This window comes from Tenacibaculum larymnensis, from assembly GCF_028829235.1.
GTDB lineage: Bacteria > Bacteroidota > Bacteroidia > Flavobacteriales > Flavobacteriaceae > Polaribacter > Polaribacter larymnensis.
The window spans coordinates 360,966-381,784 of sequence record NZ_JAIWJY010000001.1; the positions used below are offsets into that span (position 1 = coordinate 360,966).

The 20,819-nt window shown below is 32.4% G+C and carries 15 protein-coding genes and 1 pseudogene; 7 read left to right on the forward strand and 9 right to left on the reverse strand.

Features of this window, described 5'->3' with window-relative positions; translation table 11 throughout:
- Nucleotides 1–18 precede the first annotated feature (18 nt).
- The 4 genes and pseudogenes from LCI24_RS01725 (at nt 19) to LCI24_RS01740 (ending at nt 6,609) form a co-directional block, all read left to right on the forward strand.
- Nucleotides 19–1,290: a DUF6161 domain-containing protein gene (locus tag LCI24_RS01725; protein WP_274638872.1), complete on the forward strand. Its 1,272-nt coding sequence runs from the start codon at nt 19–21 to the stop codon at nt 1,288–1,290.
- 85 nt (nt 1,291–1,375) lie between these two features.
- Complete coding sequence (gene mfd / locus LCI24_RS01730; protein WP_274638873.1) at nt 1,376–4,732, forward strand: transcription-repair coupling factor; 3,357 nt, start codon at nt 1,376–1,378, stop codon at nt 4,730–4,732.
- Between the two features lie 421 nt (nt 4,733–5,153).
- Nucleotides 5,154–5,449, forward strand: a pseudogene (locus LCI24_RS01735) (GIY-YIG nuclease family protein).
- A 299-nt stretch (nt 5,450–5,748) separates the two neighbouring features.
- Complete coding sequence (locus tag LCI24_RS01740) at nt 5,749–6,609, forward strand: DMT family transporter (protein ID WP_274638874.1); 861 nt, start codon at nt 5,749–5,751, stop codon at nt 6,607–6,609.
- Here LCI24_RS01740 and LCI24_RS01745 read toward each other — a convergent pair.
- The 3 genes from LCI24_RS01745 to dprA all read right to left on the reverse strand — a co-directional run bounded on the left by LCI24_RS01745 (nt 6,606) and on the right by dprA (nt 9,380).
- Nucleotides 6,606–7,691 (reverse strand): hypothetical protein, encoded by a 1,086-nt coding sequence (locus LCI24_RS01745; RefSeq protein WP_099214909.1) that lies wholly within the window; start codon nt 7,689–7,691, stop codon nt 6,606–6,608. The genes LCI24_RS01740 and LCI24_RS01745 overlap by 4 nt on opposite strands.
- Nucleotides 7,692–7,814: 123 nt before the next feature.
- Nucleotides 7,815–8,126 (reverse strand): hypothetical protein, encoded by a 312-nt coding sequence (locus tag LCI24_RS01750; protein WP_274638875.1) that lies wholly within the window; start codon nt 8,124–8,126, stop codon nt 7,815–7,817.
- Between the two features lie 153 nt (nt 8,127–8,279).
- Nucleotides 8,280–9,380 carry a DNA-processing protein DprA gene (gene dprA, locus LCI24_RS01755; protein WP_274638876.1) on the reverse strand — a complete coding sequence of 367 codons (1,101 nt, stop codon included), beginning with the start codon at nt 9,378–9,380 and terminating at the stop codon, nt 8,280–8,282.
- A gap of 94 nt (nt 9,381–9,474) precedes the next feature.
- On the opposite strand from dprA, the gene LCI24_RS01760 reads away from it, so the two are divergent.
- A complete protein-coding gene (locus LCI24_RS01760) occupies nt 9,475–10,368 on the forward strand; it encodes an HU domain-containing protein (protein ID WP_274638877.1) in 894 nt (297 codons plus the stop codon).
- A gap of 59 nt (nt 10,369–10,427) precedes the next feature.
- Nucleotides 10,428–10,940, forward strand: a complete 513-nt coding sequence (locus LCI24_RS01765; protein WP_125066300.1) for an acyl-CoA thioesterase — start codon at nt 10,428–10,430, stop codon at nt 10,938–10,940.
- 6 nt (nt 10,941–10,946) lie between these two features.
- Here the strand turns inward: LCI24_RS01765 and LCI24_RS01770 are convergent, their stop codons facing one another.
- From LCI24_RS01770 to LCI24_RS01795, 6 genes are read right to left on the reverse strand one after another with little or no spacing between them, the layout of a single operon-like run.
- Nucleotides 10,947–11,981 (reverse strand): AI-2E family transporter, encoded by a 1,035-nt coding sequence (locus LCI24_RS01770; protein WP_274638878.1) that lies wholly within the window; start codon nt 11,979–11,981, stop codon nt 10,947–10,949.
- 57 nt (nt 11,982–12,038) lie between these two features.
- On the reverse strand, nt 12,039–13,256 hold the full coding sequence (locus tag LCI24_RS01775; protein ID WP_274638879.1) for a murein hydrolase activator EnvC family protein: 1,218 nt from the start codon (nt 13,254–13,256) through the stop codon (nt 12,039–12,041).
- Between the two features lie 2 nt (nt 13,257–13,258).
- Nucleotides 13,259–14,026, reverse strand: coding sequence for a lipoprotein insertase outer membrane protein LolB1 (gene lolB1, locus LCI24_RS01780; RefSeq protein WP_274638880.1), 768 nt, complete (start codon nt 14,024–14,026; stop codon nt 13,259–13,261).
- Between the two features lie 20 nt (nt 14,027–14,046).
- Nucleotides 14,047–15,045: a tetratricopeptide repeat protein gene (locus LCI24_RS01785; protein WP_274638881.1), complete on the reverse strand. Its 999-nt coding sequence runs from the start codon at nt 15,043–15,045 to the stop codon at nt 14,047–14,049.
- Entirely contained in the window at nt 15,023–16,039 is a 1,017-nt protein-coding gene (locus LCI24_RS01790; protein ID WP_274638882.1) for a sugar nucleotidyltransferase, read from the reverse strand. Before LCI24_RS01790 ends, LCI24_RS01785 begins: the two co-directional genes overlap by 23 nt.
- Nucleotides 16,040–16,096: 57 nt before the next feature.
- Nucleotides 16,097–17,758, reverse strand: coding sequence for an ABC transporter ATP-binding protein (locus tag LCI24_RS01795; protein ID WP_274638883.1), 1,662 nt, complete (start codon nt 17,756–17,758; stop codon nt 16,097–16,099).
- Between the two features lie 316 nt (nt 17,759–18,074).
- Here LCI24_RS01795 and LCI24_RS01800 point away from each other — a divergent pair, with 316 nt between their 5' ends.
- On the forward strand, nt 18,075–20,771 hold the full coding sequence (locus LCI24_RS01800; protein WP_274638884.1) for a GEVED domain-containing protein: 2,697 nt from the start codon (nt 18,075–18,077) through the stop codon (nt 20,769–20,771).
- Nucleotides 20,772–20,819 lie beyond the last annotated feature (48 nt).

Genomic DNA, 20,819 nt, shown 5'->3' on the forward strand with positions numbered 1-20,819 from the left:
GTTAAGAATAAAAACCAAATGACAAACAAACAAGTAAATGATCTTATAGAAAAAAATGAATCTAGTGATTTTCTAAAAAAAGTAGAGGTTAATATTAATTTACAAAAAGTAAATATTTCTACTAAATTAACTGGATTATTTGAGTTGTTTATATATGTGAGAAAGCAAAGAAATGGTTGGAATAAGATTGAAACGGAAATACCAACGAACTTAACTGTAAGTATAGATTATTTTAACAAATTCTTAGATAATATTGAAACGCTACTTGGTAAAGAAAATGCAGAAAACAGCTGGTATAATCTTATAGAAAACCCTTTTTTGACCTCTGGAAGATATTCTCAATTTAGCATGTCAAATATATTTACTTATGATTCATCAATAACTTCTTTCTTAATTAATGTTAATATATTTGGTAGTGAGTGTTTTAATGGTGCTTATGATTATATTTATGATAACATTAATAATAATAAAATAAAAAATAAACTTTATTATAAAGGAATTCAAAAAGCATATGAATTTGAAGATCAGGACCCTGATAAAAAAACAAGTAGAGTAAGAAATGAACGTAGTAACTTGAGTCGTTTGAGAAATGATTTTAGACAATTATTTATAAATGCAGAAAAATCATTTTTTGAGAAGATTGAAAATCAAGAGAATCAATTTGAAAAACAAAAAAAGGAAATTTTAAAATGGTTTGAAAAATCCCAAATAAAAGAAGATGAGCGTTTTAATAAAAGTATAGATAATTTTAAAAATCAACAATTAAAAAACCTTGATAAGATTGGAGAGCTAGAAAGTTTATACTCTAATAAGTTAATGTTATCCAAACCTGCTGAGTATTGGGATGAAAGAGCACAAAAGTTAAAAAAGGAGGCAAGTTTATGGATTAAAAGCTTAAGTCTTTCAATAATATTAGCATTAACAATATTATTACTAATAATATTTAAAATATCAGATAATACCATTATTGAATTATTTTCTAATGTAGGGAGCGGTATAAAGTGGTCAATTGTCTTTATTTCAATAATTTCACTTTTAGCTTTTGGAATCAAAATTTTTTCAAAGCTTACTTTTAGTTCATATCACTTAGCTAGAGATGCAGAAGAAAGAAAACAATTAGTTTATGTATATTTATCATTATTAAATGAAAATGCTATTTCTGAAAATGAGAGGATAATAATTTTACAATCTTTGTTTAGTAGATCAGAAACAGGTCTTTTAAAGGATGATTCATCTCCAACAATGCCATCAACAAGTCTGCTAGAGAAAGTAATTTCAAAAAGCAACTAGCATTTAATAGTAAATTTTCAAGTACAGTTTTTTTAGAATAAAAACAAAAAATAATCCTCGTACATTTGCGTAAAATTTTTGTACGTTGAGCAAGCAAGCAATTGTAAACCAATACCAACAATCTGATAATGTAAAACAGATTGTAAATCAGCTTCAACAAGAACAACACTATTTTCAAATTACGAATTTGGTCGGTTCTTCGTTGTCTTTTGTCATTTCTGAAACTTTTAAACAAGCCGATAAACCTTACTTGTTAATTTGTAACGACAAGGAGGAAGCCGCTTACTATCTAAACGATTTAGAGCAGTTATTGGGCGATAAAAACGTGTTATTTTATCCGGGTTCGTATCGTAGACCCTATCAGATAGAAGAAACCGACAACGCTAATGTACTGCTGCGTTCAGAGGTGTTAAACCGTATCAATTCTCGTAAAAAACCTGCGATTATTGTTACCTACCCCACTGCGCTATTCGAAAAAGTAGTTACCAAAAAAGAACTGGCAAAAAACACGCTAAAAGTAGCCGTGGGTGAGCAAGTATCGCTCGATTTTGTCAATGAAGTACTGTTCGAATATCATTTTAAACGCGTTGATTTTGTAACCGAACCAGGAGAATTTTCGGTACGTGGTGGAATTATCGATGTGTTTTCGTTTTCTCACGACGAGCCTTATCGTATAGAGTTTTTTGGTGATGAGGTAGACAGTATCCGAACCTTTGATGTAGAAACCCAACTTTCTAAAGAAAAACTGAAGAAAGTAAGCATAATGCCCAATGTAGAAAACAAAGCGTTGGAAGAAAGTAGAGAAAGCTTTTTAAAATATATTTGGTCTAAAACCGCTGTTTTTGTTAAAAATGTAGATTTGTTAAGCGATTCGTTAGACAAATTCTACCGAAAAGCAGAATTGTCGTTCAACGAACTATCTACAGAAATCAAGCACGCAAAACCCGAAGAATTGTTTTGCAACGGTGAGCTGATTCGTAATCAGTTGCAAGAATTTACCATGGTAGACATTGGTAAAACGGGTCATTCCGAACGAAGAGAGGAATCTCATGAAGGTGTCCCAAGCATTAACTTCGACACCCATCCACAGCCCTCTTTCAACAAAAAATTCGACCTGTTAATTCAGAATTTTAATGAATTTTCAGCCAAAGGATTTACTAATTATATTTTCTGTTCTAACGACAAGCAAGCACAGCGTTTCCACGATATTTTTGACGATGGTGAACAAGAAGTTTCCTATGAAACCATTGTGTTTCCGTTATATCAAGGATTTGTAGATTTAGACAATAAAATTGTTTGTTATACGGATCATCAAATCTTTGAACGTTATTACAAATTCCGATTGAAGAATGGATACGCGAAAAAGCAATCCATCACCCTACAAGAATTGACTAAATTAGACGTAGGTGATTATGTAACCCACATCGACCACGGTATTGGAAAGTTTGGCGGACTGCAAAAAATTGATGTAGAAGGCAAAAAACAAGAAGCCATCAAGCTAATTTATGGCGACCGCGATATTTTATACGTGAGCATTCACTCGCTACACAAAATATCCAAATTCAACGGAAAAGACGGAAAACCGCCTAAAGTATATAAACTAGGGTCGAATGCTTGGAAAAAAGTCAAGCAGAAAACCAAAGCCCGCGTAAAACATATTGCATTCAACTTAATTCAGTTATACGCAAAACGAAAACTGCAAAAAGGATTTGCTTTCGGACCAGATACACACATGCAGCACGAGTTGGAAGCAAGTTTCTTATACGAAGATACACCCGATCAGTTCTCTTCTACCCAAGAAGTAAAAGCTGATATGGAAAAAGAACAACCCATGGATCGTTTGGTTTGTGGTGATGTTGGTTTTGGAAAAACAGAAATTGCCATCAGAGCCGCTTTTAAAGCCGTAGATAACGGAAAACAAGTTGCAGTTTTAGTACCAACCACGGTTTTAGCGTTTCAGCACTTTAAAACCTTTTCTAAGCGATTAAAAGACTTTCCGGTTACCATTGATTACCTAAACCGTTTTAGAACCACAAAACAGCGCAAAGGTGTGTTAGAAGGGGTTACCGATGGAAGTGTAGATATAGTGATAGGAACACATCAATTAACCAATAAAGCAGTTCAGTTTAAAGATTTAGGATTGTTGATTATTGATGAGGAACAAAAATTTGGAGTAGCAGCGAAAGACAAGTTAAAAACAATTAAAGAAAATGTAGATACGCTAACCTTAACGGCAACCCCAATTCCACGTACCTTACAATTCAGTTTAATGGCGGCGCGAGATTTATCGGTGATTAAAACGCCACCACCTAACCGTCACCCCATAGAAACCAATGTAATTCGCTTTAGTGAAGAAACCATTCGTGATGCGATTTCGTACGAGATTTCTCGTGGTGGACAGGTGTTTTTTATCCACAATCGTATTGAAAACATCAAAGAAGTAGCAGGATTGTTACAACGCTTACTTCCGAATGCAAAAATTGGCATTGGGCACGGACAAATGGAAGGAAAAAAGTTAGAAGAACTCATGCTTGGCTTTATGAACAATGAGTTTGATGTACTAGTTTCTACTACGATTATTGAAAGTGGATTGGACGTACCAAATGCCAACACGATTTTTATTAATAATGCAAATAACTTCGGATTGTCTGACTTGCACCAAATGCGTGGTCGTGTAGGACGTTCGAACAAAAAAGCCTTCTGTTATTTTATTACGCCACCGTATCATCACATGACCGATGATGCACGTAAACGAATTCAGGCATTAGAACTGTTTTCTGATTTAGGAAGCGGATTGAATATTGCCATGAAAGACTTGGAAATTCGTGGTGCTGGAGATTTGTTAGGAGGCGAACAAAGTGGATTCATAAACGATATTGGGTTTGATACGTATCAGAAAATCTTACAAGAAGCCATTGAAGAACTGAAGGAAAATGAGTTTAAAGACTTATATCCTACGGATGAAAATGCACCGAAAGAGTATGTAAAAGAGGTGCAAATTGATACCGATTTTGAAATTCTATTCCCAGATGATTATGTGAACTCAGTAACCGAACGTTTGAGTTTGTACAACAAATTAGGAACCTTAACCACGGAAGAAGAATTGCAAACATTTGAGACAGAAATTATCGACCGTTTTGGAGAATATCCAACACAAGTAGCCGATTTATTAGACAGTGTTCGTATTAAATGGTTAGCGAAAGAATTAGGTTTAGAAAAGGTGATTTTAAAGCAAAAACGCATGTTAGGATATTTTGTATCCGATCAGCAAAGTGCTTTTTACCAAACCGAAGCGTTTACCAAAATGTTGAGATATGTACAGCAAAATCCAAAGAGTTGTGTAATGAAAGAAAAGAAAACCAAAAACGGATTGCGTTTACTCATCACCTTTATAAAAATTGATACTGTTCACAAAGCGTTAGAGACGTTACAGAAAGTATAAAACGTCATTGCGAGCGAGGAACGAGTGAAGCAATCTGTTTATTGAAAAACTTACGATTTAGAGATTGCTTCACTTCGTTCGCAATGACGGAAAAAAGTTTCATTGCGAGGAGGATATGACTAAGTAATCTGTCTGTTGGGAACTTCATGACTAAAAGATTGCTACTCCCTATATTTCGGGGTCGTAATGACGATACAAAGAAACTGTCAGTTCGAGTGGTTTTCACGATTGAAATGAGTGAAAATTGTATCGAGAACTAGTCTATCATCTCGATACAAATTTCTTTCCTATATCGAAAAAGAAATTCACTCGATGTGACAATTAAATTCACAACCAAAATATGGGTATGCTCACTTAGCAATGACGGAATAAAGAATTATCATTTTTGTAAAAAGTAACTAATTTGTTGATAAGTTTTAAAGTGAAAATATATTTTGTTTACATATTACAATGTTCAGATAAAAGTTATTATACAGGAGTAACTTCCAACCTTTCTCAACGAATATTTCAACACCAAAACGGAACTTTTAAAGATAGTGTTATACTTCAAAAAGAAGACCTGTAAAATTAGTTTTTTATTGTGAGTTTACTAACGTAGAAATGGCCATTGAAAAAGAAAAACAAATTAAAAAATGGTCTAGAGCAAAAAAGGAAGCTCTCATAAATAATGAGTTTGAAAAACTACCGAACTTAGCAAAGAAGAAGTTTAATAATTAAGCTCTGTCAGTTCGAGTGGTTTTCACGATTGAAATGAGTGAAAATTGTATCGAGAACTAGTCTATCATCTCGATATAAATTTCTTTCCTCTATCGAAAAAGAAATTCACTCGATGTGACAATTAAACTCATGACCAAAGATTGTCACGCACTAGCTTGTCTTGAGTGACAGTCGAAAGGCTCGCAATGACGAGAATAAACAAAACGTCATTTCGAGCGGTAGCGAGAAACCTTAAGATTAAGAATTACTCCTTTAAAAGAGATTTCTCCCTCTGGTCGAAATGACATACTTTTACATCCATGCAAACCAATCACGCAAAAAATCTATCAGGAATTATTTTAGCTACGTTATTTATCAGTACTTCAGGAGTACTAGGTAAATATATTGCAATGCCTTCAGAAGTTATTGTGTGGTTTCGCTCGGTGTTTGCTATGGTAATTTTATACGTGTTTTGTCGATTTAAAAAGATTGATTTAACCATACAATCAAGAAGACATTTGTTTCCGTTTTTAATGGGCGGAATTTTTATGGGAGCACATTGGATTACGTATTTCTACGCGTTAAAACTATCTAATGTAGCCATTGGAATGTTGTCGTTGTACACTTTTCCGGTAATGATTGCTTTTTTAGAACCGCTATTTTTAAAGATAAAATTCAACCCAATTCACATTGTATTAGGTCTAATGGTTTTACTAGGACTGTATATTCTAGCTCCTGAGTTTGATATTAAAAACACTCAAGTTCAAGGAGTATTGTTTGGCTTACTCTCTGCCCTATCGTATTCTATAAGAATTTTAATATTAAAGCAATACGTAATACAATACAACGGAGTAATGTTGATGTTTTACCAAACCGTAATCATTACAGTTTTATTAGTTCCAGTTCTATTTTTTATGGATGTTTCAGGATTTCAGGAACAACTCCCCTATTTGTTATTATTAGCGTTGTTAACTACCGCTATCGGGCATAGTTTGATGGTATATTCCTTACAGTTTTTCACCGCGTCAACTGCAAGCATAATAAGTAGCATTCAGCCTGTTTTCGGAATTTTGTTAGCATTTATTTTCTTAAACGAAGTTCCCACGTGGAACACGTTTATTGGTGGAAGCCTGATTTTAACAACGGTAATTATTGAAAGTATTCGAAGTAGAAAAGGCTAGTGTATTCTTTGCTGCTGCTGAATAATGGTTTTCATACTCACATCTTCATAATTTCTACGAACAAAAGTTAGTGCGCTATCTAAAACCTCTCCCATACCGTCACTATCTCTAAAATTAATATCACCAGTAAACTCAAAAATTTCAGATTTTAATTGTTCGATATTTTTAGGAGTAGAAATATTATCTGATTTCATAGCAGCAAGCAAGCGGTTTAATCGAGAACGAGATCCTAAAATTCTTTTAGCAACAATTGATCGTTCTTCTATTTGATATTGCTCAATAGATTCTGAAGTAAGCTTGTCTCCTACCAATTGAACTAGCTTTAAATTTTCTTTAAAAAACTGTGGATAATACACTTTAAACTTCCCTTCATAACACTGCTGGTCAAAATCTATCGGACGAATTTTATATACCACATTTTCAAAATCGTGTGTAGGCACTACAACATAGTTGTACGAACGCATATCACCCAACAAACGAATCATACAACGTTCGTTAAACTTTACAAATTCTTTAGCTAGTTGTGCTTTTTCAATATCTAAACAATCCTCTAAATAATCATTGATAAAAACATCACCTGGAATTCCTGATATGTGCTCTTCTATGAGTGTATCTTCATATACCAAAAAGTTTAAGTTATAAGGTGATAAAATATCCTCTAGCTCTAGTCCGTAAATACGAGAAGCATCGGTTCTTTTTACGTAAAAATAAGTGTAGTTATCATTTAAAATATTTCGAATTTTTATACGAAAAGGTTTTGAGTTACCAAACGTACAAAAGTCGATAGCATCAACATTTAAGTGTTTAATACTGGCATCAGAACCATTAGAGTGTAAGATGTTGTATACTTTTTTTAGGTATAAATCAATTTCTGCTCGCTCAAACTCATTGTAAAAAACACGTATCCACAACGTATCATTATCGTGCTTATCATACACAGCAACTGCCCCTTGAAAACGTAACAAGTCATCATAAAAAATAGGAATTTTTATAGTTCTGTTATGCCTTTTCAAGTAGTTTCCTAGTTTTTTATTAACTGGAAAAGCAGGTTTTTTTTGTGATATGAGTTTATATTCTGACATGCATGGAAGATAATTTTCTCAAAAATAATTAATTTTAAAAGAATTAATGTTGATAATACTTTAAAAGAAAGCAGCTACATTTAATTTATATAGCTGCTTTTTAATATGATTATTTTTATCAAATTATAACTTTCTCATTAAATATTTGATTAAATCACGAGTTGATCCTGCATAATTGTGATATTTACCGTCATTAATGAAACCTATTTGTTCACCCGGTCCTGAAATACTTGATGGTGGATTAGTTGAAGAACCGGAAGAACCAGAAAAAGATTCTTTAGCAACTCTATACGCAGTGTCATAGTAACCAAATGGTACTATATCTAAAGACATAGAATAATCATTCATTAATCTAACTCCAGATTTTGCGTCTTGTACAGCTTTAGTAATTACTTCTTCTTTTGATTGACTGTTAACTGATATTGCAATAAACATCAGTAATGTAGTAATAGTTAAAATTTTTTTTCTCATTTTTAATTAAATTACAATTTTTTGCCTACTCTTTTTTCCATTTTCGACTGCCTGGTTTTTTGCAACAAAACTAAATGCTTATTTCAAGAAAAATATATAGTGTAATTACTTTAACTATTATTTAACTTCAAACATTTTTCCCGGTAAAGGTTTTATAACCCCTTTTAATTCCATTTGAACTAAAATAGATGATAATTGATAAGTAGGAAGATTACAATCCAAAGCAATAACATCTAATAACTGTTTACCGTTTTGTTGTAAATAATCGTATATTTTTTGTTCGGTTTCATTCAAATCAACAAATAATTCTTTTTGTTTAGGTACGGCAATTTGCCGTAGATCCCAGTTGAGCATTGTTATAATATCTTGGGCCGAAGTGAGTAAATGTGCTTGATTATTTTTAATGAGATTATTACATCCTTTGCTATATACATCAGTAGCTCTACCAGGTAGTGCAAATACATCTCGGTTGTACGAATTGGCAATATCAGCAGTAACTAATGAACCACCTTTTTGGGCAGATTCAATAATAATAGTTGCTTTAGATAATCCAGCTACAATGCGATTTCGTTTTAAAAAGTTTTCTCTCATAGGCTGCTCATCGTGCCAAAACTCAGTAATAAAGCCACCATTCTCATTTACTTGATGAATATATTTTTTATGAGTTTTCGGATAAATTTCATCCAACCCATGTGCCAATACAGCAATAGTTTGTAAGTTGTTTTTTATTGCGGCTTTATGTGCACAAATGTCTACTCCGTATGCAAATCCACTAACAATTATAGGATTATAATCTTTTAAATCTTCAATAAGTTGATTACAGAAATCGCGTCCGTACGAACTCATTTTCCGAGTTCCTACAATTGAAATGATTTTATCATTATTTAGGTTGAGGTTTCCATCTTTAAAAAGTAAGATAGGAGCATCAATACAATGCTTTAGTTGTTGAGGGTAATCTTCATCTAAAAAATACGAAAAAGAAATGTTGTTTTGTTGAATATATGTTAGCTCCTTTTCTGCTCTTTTTAGGTTGTTTTCATCAAAGAGATGTTGAGTTACATGAGTTCCAATTCCGTTAATTTTATGTAATGTATTTTTCCTCTCTAAAAACACTTGTTCAACACTTCCTACGGAGGTAATTAGCTTTTTTGCCAAAATATCACCTACGTTTTTTGTTGCCTGTAACCGTAGAATGGCTAGCAATTTTTCTGAATTCATATAGCAATAATTTGAGTATCAATATACAAAAAACTGTTAATAAAAATTACAAGATTACTTGAAAGTAATGCACTAAAAAGCTATATTTGTTATTATGACATTAGCCAACTACATTAACGATTTATTATATAGATACGATTGCGTAATTGTTCCTAATTTTGGAGGATTTGTAACGAATAAAATTGGAGCTAGAGTAAATACTACTACGCACACTTTTTATCCGCCAAAAAAACAACTAACGTTCAACGCGTATTTACAGCATAATGATGGTTTATTGGCTAATTATATAGCTTCGAGTAAAAATATTTCTTTTGAAGAAGCTGTTACTTTTATTGCTGAGGAAGTTGCGCAATGGAATGAGAAGTTGGAAACAACAAGTGTAACTGTTGCTTCTGTAGGAAGTTTGTCTTTAAATGAAGCTAAGCAAGTTGTTTTTGAGCCTAACCTATCAAGTAACTTTTTAACTGAATCTTTTGGTTTGGCTGAGGTTTCAACACCGTCTGTAGAAAGAGTAAAAGAGGTAACAATTAAATCATTACCTACTACTGAAGAAAACAAAAAAACAATTCCGTTATATGTAAGAAGAGCTGCAGCAGCGGCTGTTTTTATCGGAATTGCTTATGTAGGATGGAATGGTGTTCAAAATCAACAACAACAAGTATTAGCAAACCAAGAAGAAGCTGTTGAGAAGAAAATTCAATCAGCAACTTTTGTAATTGAAAACCCGTTACCAACCATTAACTTAAACGTAAGTAAAGAAGCTAGAAACTTTCATATCATCGCAGGAGCTTTTCAAGAAGAGCACAATGCTGAAAATAAATTAGCTGAACTACAAGATAAAGGTTATGATGCTTCTATTGTTGGAAAGAATGGATTAGGGTTAACTCAAGTAGCTTTTGCAAGTTATGCAACTAAGGTTGAAGCTAGAAAAGCCTTAGAAATTATTAAAGAATCAGTAAGCGAAGACGCTTGGTTATTGGCTAAATAATCTGCATTTATTTTAGGTAGATTTTTTTGTTGCTGTATCTTTGCATCAAAATTTATTTGATGAGAGCAAAATCACCAAGAGAATCGTTAACTGTACTTACCGATTTAGTTTTACCAGGAGAAACAAATTATTTAGATAACCTTTTTGGAGGAGAATTATTAGCTCGTATGGATAGAGCTTGTAGTATTGCTGCGCGCCGTCATTCGAGAAGAATTGTAGTAACAGCCTCTGTAAACCACGTAGCATTTACCAAATCGGTACCTGTAGGAAGTGTGGTAACTTTAGAAGCAAAGGTTTCACGTGCTTTTAAATCATCAATGGAGATTTATGTAGATGTTTGGATTGAAGACCGTCAATCTGGTGAAAAAACGAAGGTAAATGAAGGTATTTATACGTTTGTAGCTGTTGACGAAACAGGAAAACCAGTGCCAATTCCTCAAATTGAACCAGAAACAGAATTAGAAAAGCAACGTTATGAAGCAGCTTTGCGTAGAAAGCAATTAAGCTTGGTTTTAGCAGGAAAAATGGATCCTAAGGAAGCAATAGAGTTGAAATCTATTTTTATGGATTAAAACAGTTTATATTTCATCAACATTGCCGCTTTCAGATAAGAAAATGGCAATGTTTTTTGTTTTGTCAAACTGTGAAAAGATAATAATCATAATTACCGTAATAGGCACTGAAAGTATCATTCCTGTTATTCCCCATATTTCTCCCCAAACAGCTAAAGAAAGTATAGTAACTAACGGACTTAAATTTAGCGACTTTCCAAAAACTCTAGGTTCTACAACATTACCAACTACTACTTGGATACTTCCTACTGCAAATAAAACGACTAAAAAAGGAGGAAACTCTCCAAATTGAATTAAACAAAATATCGCAGGAAAAGCAGTTGCTATTAACGATCCTATAGTAGGAATATAATTCAGTAAAAAGATAAGAAACGCCCAAAACGGAGCTCCGTCTACCCCTACTAACAACAATACAAAATAACTAAGGATACCAGTTAATAAACTAACATAGGTTTTTAGTCGTAAATAGTTTGAAATAGAGTCTTCAATCTTTTTTAAGATAGATTGAAAGCTTTTAGGACTGTTTTGAGAACTCATAAACACTTTTTGCAACTTCTTTTTAAAATTACTTTCCTCTAAGAAGATGAATAAGGCATAAATAATAATCATAAAGGTATTTCCTAGTAAACTGCTAATTCCGTTCGCTATATCGCCTAAAACAGAGCCGTAATCAAAATCTCCAACAACCGATTGTAATGACTTAATAATATCGATATGAAAATAAGCGTCTAAACGTTTTATAATAGCATCAACATTTGGTTCGTATTTTGAGTACGAAGTGGTTAAATTTGAAATACTGTTGGTAATTATTTCAGAAACAAAACCAAAACCTAAAATTATAAGTGTAAAAACAAACACATTACTTAGCCAAAAAGGAATAAAGCGTTTAGCAAAAGGAATTTTATAGATGGTTTTCCGAATTTCACGTGTTAAAAACCAAAAAATAAGTGCAAAAACAAAAGGAATTAAAATTCCTTTTCCAATAACCAATGTTGCAATAATCGCTACGGTTACAATAATAAAGTTTGATGCGTTTTTCACACGTTTAAATTTGATTACAATTTAAAAATAAAATTTATTAATGTTCTTGTTATGGTGTTATGAGCGAATCCATTGTGCAGGATTTAATCGATTTCGGTCTTTATACAACATAAAACTAAGCTGTGTTTTACCTGTTACTTTGTTAGTAAATACTTTTCCTAGTTTGTCGCCAGTTTTAACAGCATCACCTTTTTTTACATAAACTTCTTTTAACTTATTGTAGGCAGAAATATAGTTACCGTGTTGTACTAAAACTGATTTTCTTCCATCAGAGTGTAATTGAATAACCAAAACTTTTCCGTTAAAAATACTTTTTACATCGGTATTTGCTTTGGTTGCAATATATAACCCGTGACTGTTGATGCTAATTCCAGGAAATGTAGGGTGTGGTTGAACTCCATATTTTCGTGTAATAACACCTTTAACTGGCCACGGTAAATTACCCCTATTTTGTTCAAAGTTAGCAAGTAAAGCTTTTTCTTCGGCATTTAAAATAAAACCAGAGCTTTTGGTTTTACCTTTTGTTGTTTTTTTACCCTTATTTGCTTTGGCAATAGCATCTCTAATTAACTTATCAATTCTGGCAGCAATTCTTTTTTCTTCTCGTTGTTTCTTTTGTAAGTCACTTTTGTATTTATTCTCTTCTTTTTTAATTTTAGAGATGAGTTTTTCTTGGTTTTTCTTATCGTCTTCAATTTCTTTTTTCTGACTTTTCTCGTCAGAAAGCAAAGCTTCTTTTGATTTTTTTTGAGCAGTTAGCGAATCGTTTAATTGCTCTACCTCTTTAGCTTTTACGATAATTTCTTCTCCTTGCTTTTTTCTGTAGTCTTTGTACTGTTGCATGTACTTTAAGCGCTTATAGGCTTGGTAAAAGCTTTCAGAAGACAATAAAAACATGGTTTTACTCTGTTGCGATTTACTTTTATAAGATTTAACTACCATATCTCGGTAGTCATTTTTTAATTCAGCTAGTTCGTCGTTGTATTTTTTTAATTGTTGCTCGTTAGATTTGATTTCTTTTGAAAGTAATTTGGTTTCTAACTCAATAGTTTCTATTAAGCGTTCTCTAACACCTATTTTTTGGTTTAGGTCTTTTAAATCATCTAAAGCACTGCTCTTTTTTTTCTTTGTTTTAAACAAAAGATTATTAACCTGCTCTATTTCATTTTTTAGTTTCTTTCGCCTATTTTCTAGCTCTTTCCTACTTTGAGCAAAAGAAGAAATTCCTACAAAAAACAGGCATAAAAAAGAGATGTAAAAAACAGGGTACTTCATAATTATAATTGAATTTCTTTGTATCCGTTAGGAATATTAAAACTTACATTTAGTTTAGTATCGTATTCTACTGAGCGTGTAGTAATATCAATAATAGTAAATTTATTTTTTTCTTTAGCTTTTATGTTAATTTTCTCAGGGAAAAAAGTAGTGTTTTTCTTATGATATTTTGGGTAACTAATATCTAAACGTTGATCTTTCAACGAGTTTACAATTAACTGCTTATTTAGCTTAAAGTGTTTAGGGTTTATGTAGAAAAACAAATCGAATAAAACAGGTTGTTTTTTAGGAGATAACTGATATGATTTTTCTTGAATTTGAACTTCTTGACGCTCAGATTTTACATCCATTAAAGCTTCACCCAATAACATGCTTTGTAATTGTTGAAAGTTAATATCAGTTCCTAATAGTTTTTTTAGCATCATAAAATCTCCATCAAAATAACTCTTTTCATATGGAGAGTAAAACTGAACTTTTGTTGGAGTGATTTTAGCTTTAAAAATAGAAATGATTTTGGTTCCTTTTAACCAAATAACTTCATCTTTTTTTATTTTCATTCGTACTGAAAAACCTAAACTTTCTTTATTGTTTTTGTAATTAACTTTTAAACGAGCATCTACCGTTTTTTTGTCAAAACTTGTAGCAATATGTTTCTTAGCTACTTTGCGTGCCGACAATTCTTTAATAGCGACATCACCAGTAACGTTTTTGGTAGATTTACAAGAGGTTAATCCTAAAAATAATATAACTAATAAGGTGGTATATTTCATAAAATTTGTACTAACGAAACTTATTTTAAAATCTTTTCAGCTTTGTTTTTATAAGAATTGGCTTTTTTAATATTATTCAACCCTTGGTAAGCTTTAGACATTTCTAAGTAAAACTTGGCTTCTATTTCATTATTATCAATAACAAAATCAATGCCGTTTTGTAAGGTTTCTAATGCTTTTTTATAATCTTTATTGTTATTAAACGCTTTTCCATTCATTAAATACACGAAAGGTTGCGCAGGAAAAAGTGATAAACCTTGTTCACTGTATTTTAACAAGTCAGCATCATTATCAGTAGCTAACTTATCTAATAAAGCTTTTAAATTTTTATAGGACTTTTCTTTTTCGAAAAGCGATTTAGGGCTAAGGTTCTCAGTAATTTTTGTTGGTTGTTCTTCAGTTGTTTTTCGAGCATTTATTTTTCTTTCAATAGAACGAAGTCTACTGTTTAATAATTTAGCTTCTTTTAATTCAGCCAATACTTTTTTGGCAGACGTAAGATCTTTGTTTTGTAAATGTAAAAAAACAAGTAATTGTTTTTTCTTAGGGTGCGTAGCAGCTATTTTTTGTTGAGCAATAATGGCATCAGAAAAATTAGCTAACTTTCTTAAAGTAAAAACTTTGTGTTCAAGCATCCAAACATTATTGGGTTCCAATTCTAAAGCTAAATCAATATAGGTTAAAGCTTCAGGGTTTCTGCCTAACTTTTCATAGTTTTTAGAAAGTTCAAATAAAACAGCTTTGTTATTTGGAAGTATTCTGTTACACTTTTCTAGACCTTGTATAGCTTTTTGATAGTTAAAAATAGCTTTGTCTGAAAGTGCTTTAAAAAAATGTTGTTGAAACTCTATATTGTTTTTCTCAGCTGTATTAACTGATGCAGGAATACTATCTTGAGCGTTTAGAAAGAAAGAAAAAAGAAGAAAGAAAAAAGACAGTATCACTTTAGAAAAAATAATTTTCTCTCTCTTCTCTCTTCTCTTTTCTATTGAGATTTTATGTAAGCTCTGTATAATCACCTATACTTACCGATGTATAATTAGCATTGTATTTTGCGTGGTTACCAATCATTGCATTATCTAAATTGGCATTTGAAATATGCACGTTTGTTTGAATTAAAGAGTTTGTTATTGTTGAGTTTTCAACAACACTATTTTCTCCAATTGAAACAAAAGGTCCTATTTTAGTGTTTTTCAACACTACATTTTTTCCAACATAACATGGCTGAATAATTTCAGCGTTCTCTAATACAACGTCTTCAGACACTAAATTGTTGCCATCAGCTTGTTCAAAACCTAAAACTTGCTTGTTAGTATCTACGGTTGGGTCTTTTTTACCACAATCCATCCAAGTATTTACTTTACCAGGAATAAACTTAGCTCCTTTTACTTTTAAAGCTTCAAGAGCTTCAGTTAATTGATATTCACCAGAAGGTCTGATATCGTTATCAATTAAGTATTTTATTTCTTCAAGTAACTTGTCAGCATCTTTAAAGTAATAAATACCAATAATTGCTAAATCTGAGACAAATTCTTTAGGTTTTTCAACAAAATCAGTAATAAAACCGTCTTTTAATTTTACCACACCAAAAGCGCTTGGATCTTCTACTTGCTTCACCCAAATAGCTCCATCAGCATTAGCGTCTAAGGTAAAGTCAGCCTTAAATAATGTATCAGCAAAAGCGACAACGCAAGAACCACCTAATGATTCTTTAGCACAGTAAATAGCGTGTGCAGTTCCTAATGCTTCTTCTTGTACGTATACAGAACCTTTTGCACCTAAGTCTTCTGCTATTTTTATTAATTTATCTTTTGTATCTGCAGGAAATCCTTTTGCAGCAGGTCCAATTATAAAAGCGATTTCCTCTATAGGTTGGTCTACAACAGAAGTAATATCTTCCACTAATCGCTGTACAATTGATTTACCAGCAATAACTGTTAATGGCTTAGGAGTTGTTAATGTATGAGGTCTTAAACGAGACCCAATTCCAGCCATTGGTACTATAATCTTCATATTCTCTCTTTTCGTTTTTAACGGTGCAATATACCATTAATAACGCAGTGAAAAAAGTCATAGCCCTTTTGGAATAGCTTCGATTAATGTTTGGGTGTATTTTGTCTTTGGATGTTGGTAAATTTCGTCTGCATCAGCAATCTCTTCTACCCTACCTTTGTTCATCACAACCAATTGATCGGCCATATATTTTACGACAGATAAATCATGAGAAATGAATATATAAGTAAAATTAAATTCTGATTTTAATTGGTTTAATAAATTTAACACTTGAGCTTGTACAGACACGTCCAGAGCCGAAACAGATTCATCACAAATAATTAGTTTGGGTTGTAAAGCAATAGCACGAGCAATTCCTATACGTTGACGTTGTCCTCCAGAAAATTCATGTGGATAACGATCAAAATGAGTTGCTTCTAAACCTACTTTTTCTAACAAATTATACACATATTCTTTTCGCTCATTGTTCGAGTTAAGTATGTGATGAACCTTCATTGGTTCTAAAATCGCGTTACCTACTGTAATTCTCGGATTCAAAGAAGAAAAGGGATCTTGAAAAATTATTTGGATATCTTTTCGGAGTTTTTTAAAAGCCGATTTTGAAAGTTTCGTAATGTCAGTGCCCTTGTATAAAATACTTCCAGAAGTAGCTTTTTCTAGTTGTAAAATAGTTCTGCTTAAAGTGGTTTTTCCACAGCCACTCTCTCCTACTAGTCCTAATGTTTCTCCTTCATAAATTTTAAAAGACACATCATTGACTGCTTTCACAATAGCTGGTTTTGAAAACCATGAAGCATTACTAATAAAATCTTTATGCAAATTTATAATTTCTAGTAAAGGAGGGCGCCTGTATATTTTTTGATGAAAAGCATTGCGCTCTTCATCTGTATAAATTGTAGAATCTATAGTTTCGTTGATAAAGTCACTAACTGTAGGTAGGGTTTTTAGTCGTTTTTTAGTATTGGGTTTCGAATTGATTAAAGCCTTGGTATAACTTTTCTTCGGATGTAAAAAAACATGGTTAGCACTACCCTTTTCTACTATTTTTCCTTTATGCATAACAACGACAGAATCTGCAATTTCAGAAACTAATGCTAAATCGTGAGAAATAAAAATAATTCCCATTTCAAATTCTTGTTGTAATTCTTTTAATAAAGAAATAATTTCTTTTTGTACAGTAACATCCAACGCTGTAGTAGGTTCATCAGCAATTAAAAGTTGAGGTTTACAAGCAATTGCCATAGCAATCATTACACGCTGTTTTTGTCCGCCGCTTATTTGATGCGGATATGAGTTATATATAGCCTCAGGTCTGGGAAGTTTTACTTTTGAAAACAAAGAAATAACTTCTTCTTTAATTTCTTGATTAGGTAACTGTGTGTGTTGCTGTAACATTTCAGCAACTTGAAAACCACAAGTTAATGTTGGGTTTAAAGAACTCATAGGTTCTTGAAAAATCATGGCAATTTCATTACCTCGTATTTTTTGATAATCTTGCTCATTATAACCTAATAAAGGTTGTTGGTTAAAAAATAGATCACCTTTCACCGTAGCAGTTTTAGGAAGTAACCCTAAAATAGCTAAAGAACTTATTGATTTACCGCTACCACTCTCTCCTACGATTCCTAGTGTTTTATTTTTTTCAACACTAAAAGATACTCGTTGAACTAAAGGCTGAGAGTTTTTAAAGGATATTTCTAAGTTTTTAACTTCAAGCATTAATCATAAAATTTTAATAAAAATACAATTTATATTTCCATTATGCGTTTTCAGAAAGCGGATTTATCTTAACTGTTTGATAGGTAAGTAGTAATAGATTATCTTTTTTTCTTTCCTAAAAAACCTAGTGTTTAACTGGGATAAAGGGTTGTTTTGGTTTTGTAAAAGAAACATAAACAGTTAATTAACTACCTAAAAAGCATCTTTTTTTATATATTTGTCAATGTTTTAACAAATAATTAAGAGTTTTTATTTGAGGTTTAAGCTCAAAAAAGGCTCTTAAAGTTTTATTAATTCAACTAAAAACCCTTCAAAAATGAAAAACAAAATTACCCTAGCACTTCTGTGCTTATTTTTTGTTGGTGCTTCGTATGCCCAAGAAAAAAGAAACTGTCACTCAATGGAAAATCTTGAGTACAGACAATCCCTTAATCCTTCTTTAAAAAGCAAAATGCAAGAAATTGAGTCTTTTACTCAAAAAAGAATTGCAGAAAAGAAGAACTTCCAAGGAAAAATTGTAGGAAGTATTATTCAAATTCCAGTAGTTGTACACGTTATTTACAGTAATTCTCAAGAAAACATCAGTGTGGCACAAATCCAGTCACAAATAGATGTTTTAAATGAAGATTACAGAAGAACGAACTCAGACAAAACAAATAAATGGTCTCAAGCAGCAGATACAGAAATAGAATTTTATTTAGCTCAAGTAGACCCAAATGGTAATCCAACAACTGGTATTACAAGAAAGTCGTCATCTAAAACTTCATGGGGAACTAATGATGCAATGAAAAAATCATCACAAGGAGGAGTAGACCCATGGGATGCTTCAGAATACCTTAACATGTGGGTATGTAATATTGGTGGTGGAATCTTAGGATATGCACAATTTCCAGGAGGTAGTGCTGCTACTGATGGAGTTGTAATGAGTCCACAATATTTTGGTAGTTCAGATAAAGGATCAGGTTTCTATTTATCATCTCCATTTGACAAAGGAAGAACAACTACTCACGAAGTAGGTCACTTTTTAAACCTTAGACACATCTGGGGTGATGGTGGTTGTGGTGTTGACGATTTTGTTTCTGATACTCCAGAATCTGATGCTGCAAACTACGGATGTGCTTCAAGTCACTCTTCTTGTGGATCAGCAGATATGGTTGAAAACTACATGGATTACTCTGATGATACTTGTATGAACCTATTTACTTTAGGTCAAAAAAATAGAATGCGTGCTGTTTTAGAGTCAGGAGGAGTACGTAGAAGTTTAGCTTTATCAGATAAAACTGGAGGTTCTACTTCATGTACAGCAACGGTACCAACAGGTGTAACTGTATCTAGTATTACTTCTTCAGGAGCATCAGTATCTTGGACAGCAGTTTCAGGAGCTACATACGACGTAAGATATCGTCAAACAGGAACTTCACCATGGACAACTAATGCGGTTTCAGGAACTTCAACATCTTTAAGCGGATTATCAGCATCTACTCAATATGAAGTACAAGTACGTAGTAAATGTTCTGATGGTTCAAATTCAGCATATAGTGCATCTTCAACTTTTACAACTCCTGAAGTAACAATTTCTTATTGTTCTTCAAAAGGAAATAGTGTTTCTGATGAGTATATTGGAAGAGTACAATTAGGAACTATTGATAATAGTACTGGAGGAGGAAATGGTTATTCTGACCATACAGGAATTTCAACTAATTTAGCAAAAGGAACTTCTCATACTATTACTATTACACCAACTTGGACAGGAACTGTATATAACGAAGGATATGGTGTTTGGATAGATTATAATCAAGATGGAGATTTTTCTGATTCAGGAGAAACTGTTTGGACAAAGGCTGCTTCTAAAGATACACCAGTTAGTACATCTTTTACAGTACCAGCTTCTGCTACAGATGGAGCAACAAGAATGCGTATAGTTTTAAAATACAATGCAACACCAACGGCATGTGAAGCTTCATTTTCTTATGGAGAAGTAGAAGACTATACAGTAGTAATTGGAGCAGGAACAGCAGATACAACAGCACCAACAGCGCCAACAAACTTAGCAGCTTCTAGTGTAACACAAACTTCTTTAACATTAAACTGGTCAGCATCTACTGATAACGTTGGAGTAACTGGTTATGATGTTTATCAAGGAACTAGCAATATTGGTTCTGTAACAGGAACTACAATGAATGTAACAGGATTAACAGCAGCAACTACTTATACTTTTTCAGTAAGAGCAAAAGATGCAGCAGGAAATGTTTCCGCTTCTAGTAGTGCAATAAACGTAACAACTTTATCAAACTCAGTTTCATACTGTGACTCAAAAGGAAATAACTCTTCTTATGAATGGATTGATAATGTTGAGTTAGGAGGAATGACTAATGCAACTGGAGATAATGGAGGATATGCTGATTTTACTTCAAAAACAGCAACCTTAGCAGTAGGAAGTTCAAACCAAATGACTATTAGTGCAGGATTTAGTAGTTCTTCATATACAGAGTATTGGGCTGTTTGGATTGATTTTAATCAAAATGGAACATTTGAGAGCAGTGAAAAAGTTGTAACAGGATCTTCATCAAGTGCAAATAACTTAACATCTACAGTTGATGTTCCTGCAGGAGCAACTTTAGGAACAACAAGAATGCGTGTTTCTATGAAATATAATGCTGCTCAAACAGCTTGTGAAACATTTACTTATGGAGAAGTAGAAGACTATACAGTAAATATTGTTTCTAGTACAAGACAAGAATCTTCAGCTAGTGTAAAAGCAGAAAGATTAGGAAATGAAAATAGTTTAGACTTGATGACATATCCTAATCCAGCAGTAGACTTTATACAAGTAAAATTAGCCTCTAGAGCTGATAATATGACTTATAAAATTGTAAATACAATTGGTAGAGTAATGAAAGCAGGTCGCTTAAATTCTTCGAACATCGATGTTTCTAAACTAAATACAGGTATGTATATTTTAGAAGTTAATGATGGTCAAAAACTACTAACTACTAAGGTATTTAAAAAATAAACTTTACAAAAGCCTGAGTTATTTCTCAGGCTTTTTAATTAAAATCAA

Bases quoted from the DNA above. Each gene is read 5' to 3' on its own strand.
- LCI24_RS01795 (WP_274638883.1), bottom strand. From the start codon at position 17,758: ATGCTTGAAGTTAAAAACTTAGAAATATCCTTTAAAAACTCTCAGCCT.
- LCI24_RS01760 (WP_274638877.1), top strand. From the start codon at position 9,475: ATGACATTAGCCAACTACATTAACGATTTATTATATAGATACGATTGC.
- LCI24_RS01790 (WP_274638882.1), bottom strand. From the start codon at position 16,039: ATGAAGATTATAGTACCAATGGCTGGAATTGGGTCTCGTTTAAGACCT.
- dprA (WP_274638876.1), bottom strand. From the start codon at position 9,380: ATGAATTCAGAAAAATTGCTAGCCATTCTACGGTTACAGGCAACAAAA.
- lolB1 (WP_274638880.1), bottom strand. From the start codon at position 14,026: ATGAAATATACCACCTTATTAGTTATATTATTTTTAGGATTAACCTCT.
- LCI24_RS01740 (WP_274638874.1), top strand. From the start codon at position 5,749: ATGCAAACCAATCACGCAAAAAATCTATCAGGAATTATTTTAGCTACG.
- LCI24_RS01750 (WP_274638875.1), bottom strand. From the start codon at position 8,126: ATGTTTATTGCAATATCAGTTAACAGTCAATCAAAAGAAGAAGTAATT.
- LCI24_RS01745 (WP_099214909.1), bottom strand. From the start codon at position 7,691: ATGTCAGAATATAAACTCATATCACAAAAAAAACCTGCTTTTCCAGTT.
- LCI24_RS01725 (WP_274638872.1), top strand. From the start codon at position 19: ATGACAAACAAACAAGTAAATGATCTTATAGAAAAAAATGAATCTAGT.
- LCI24_RS01800 (WP_274638884.1), top strand. From the start codon at position 18,075: ATGAAAAACAAAATTACCCTAGCACTTCTGTGCTTATTTTTTGTTGGT.
- LCI24_RS01765 (WP_125066300.1), top strand. From the start codon at position 10,428: ATGAGAGCAAAATCACCAAGAGAATCGTTAACTGTACTTACCGATTTA.
- LCI24_RS01775 (WP_274638879.1), bottom strand. From the start codon at position 13,256: ATGAAGTACCCTGTTTTTTACATCTCTTTTTTATGCCTGTTTTTTGTA.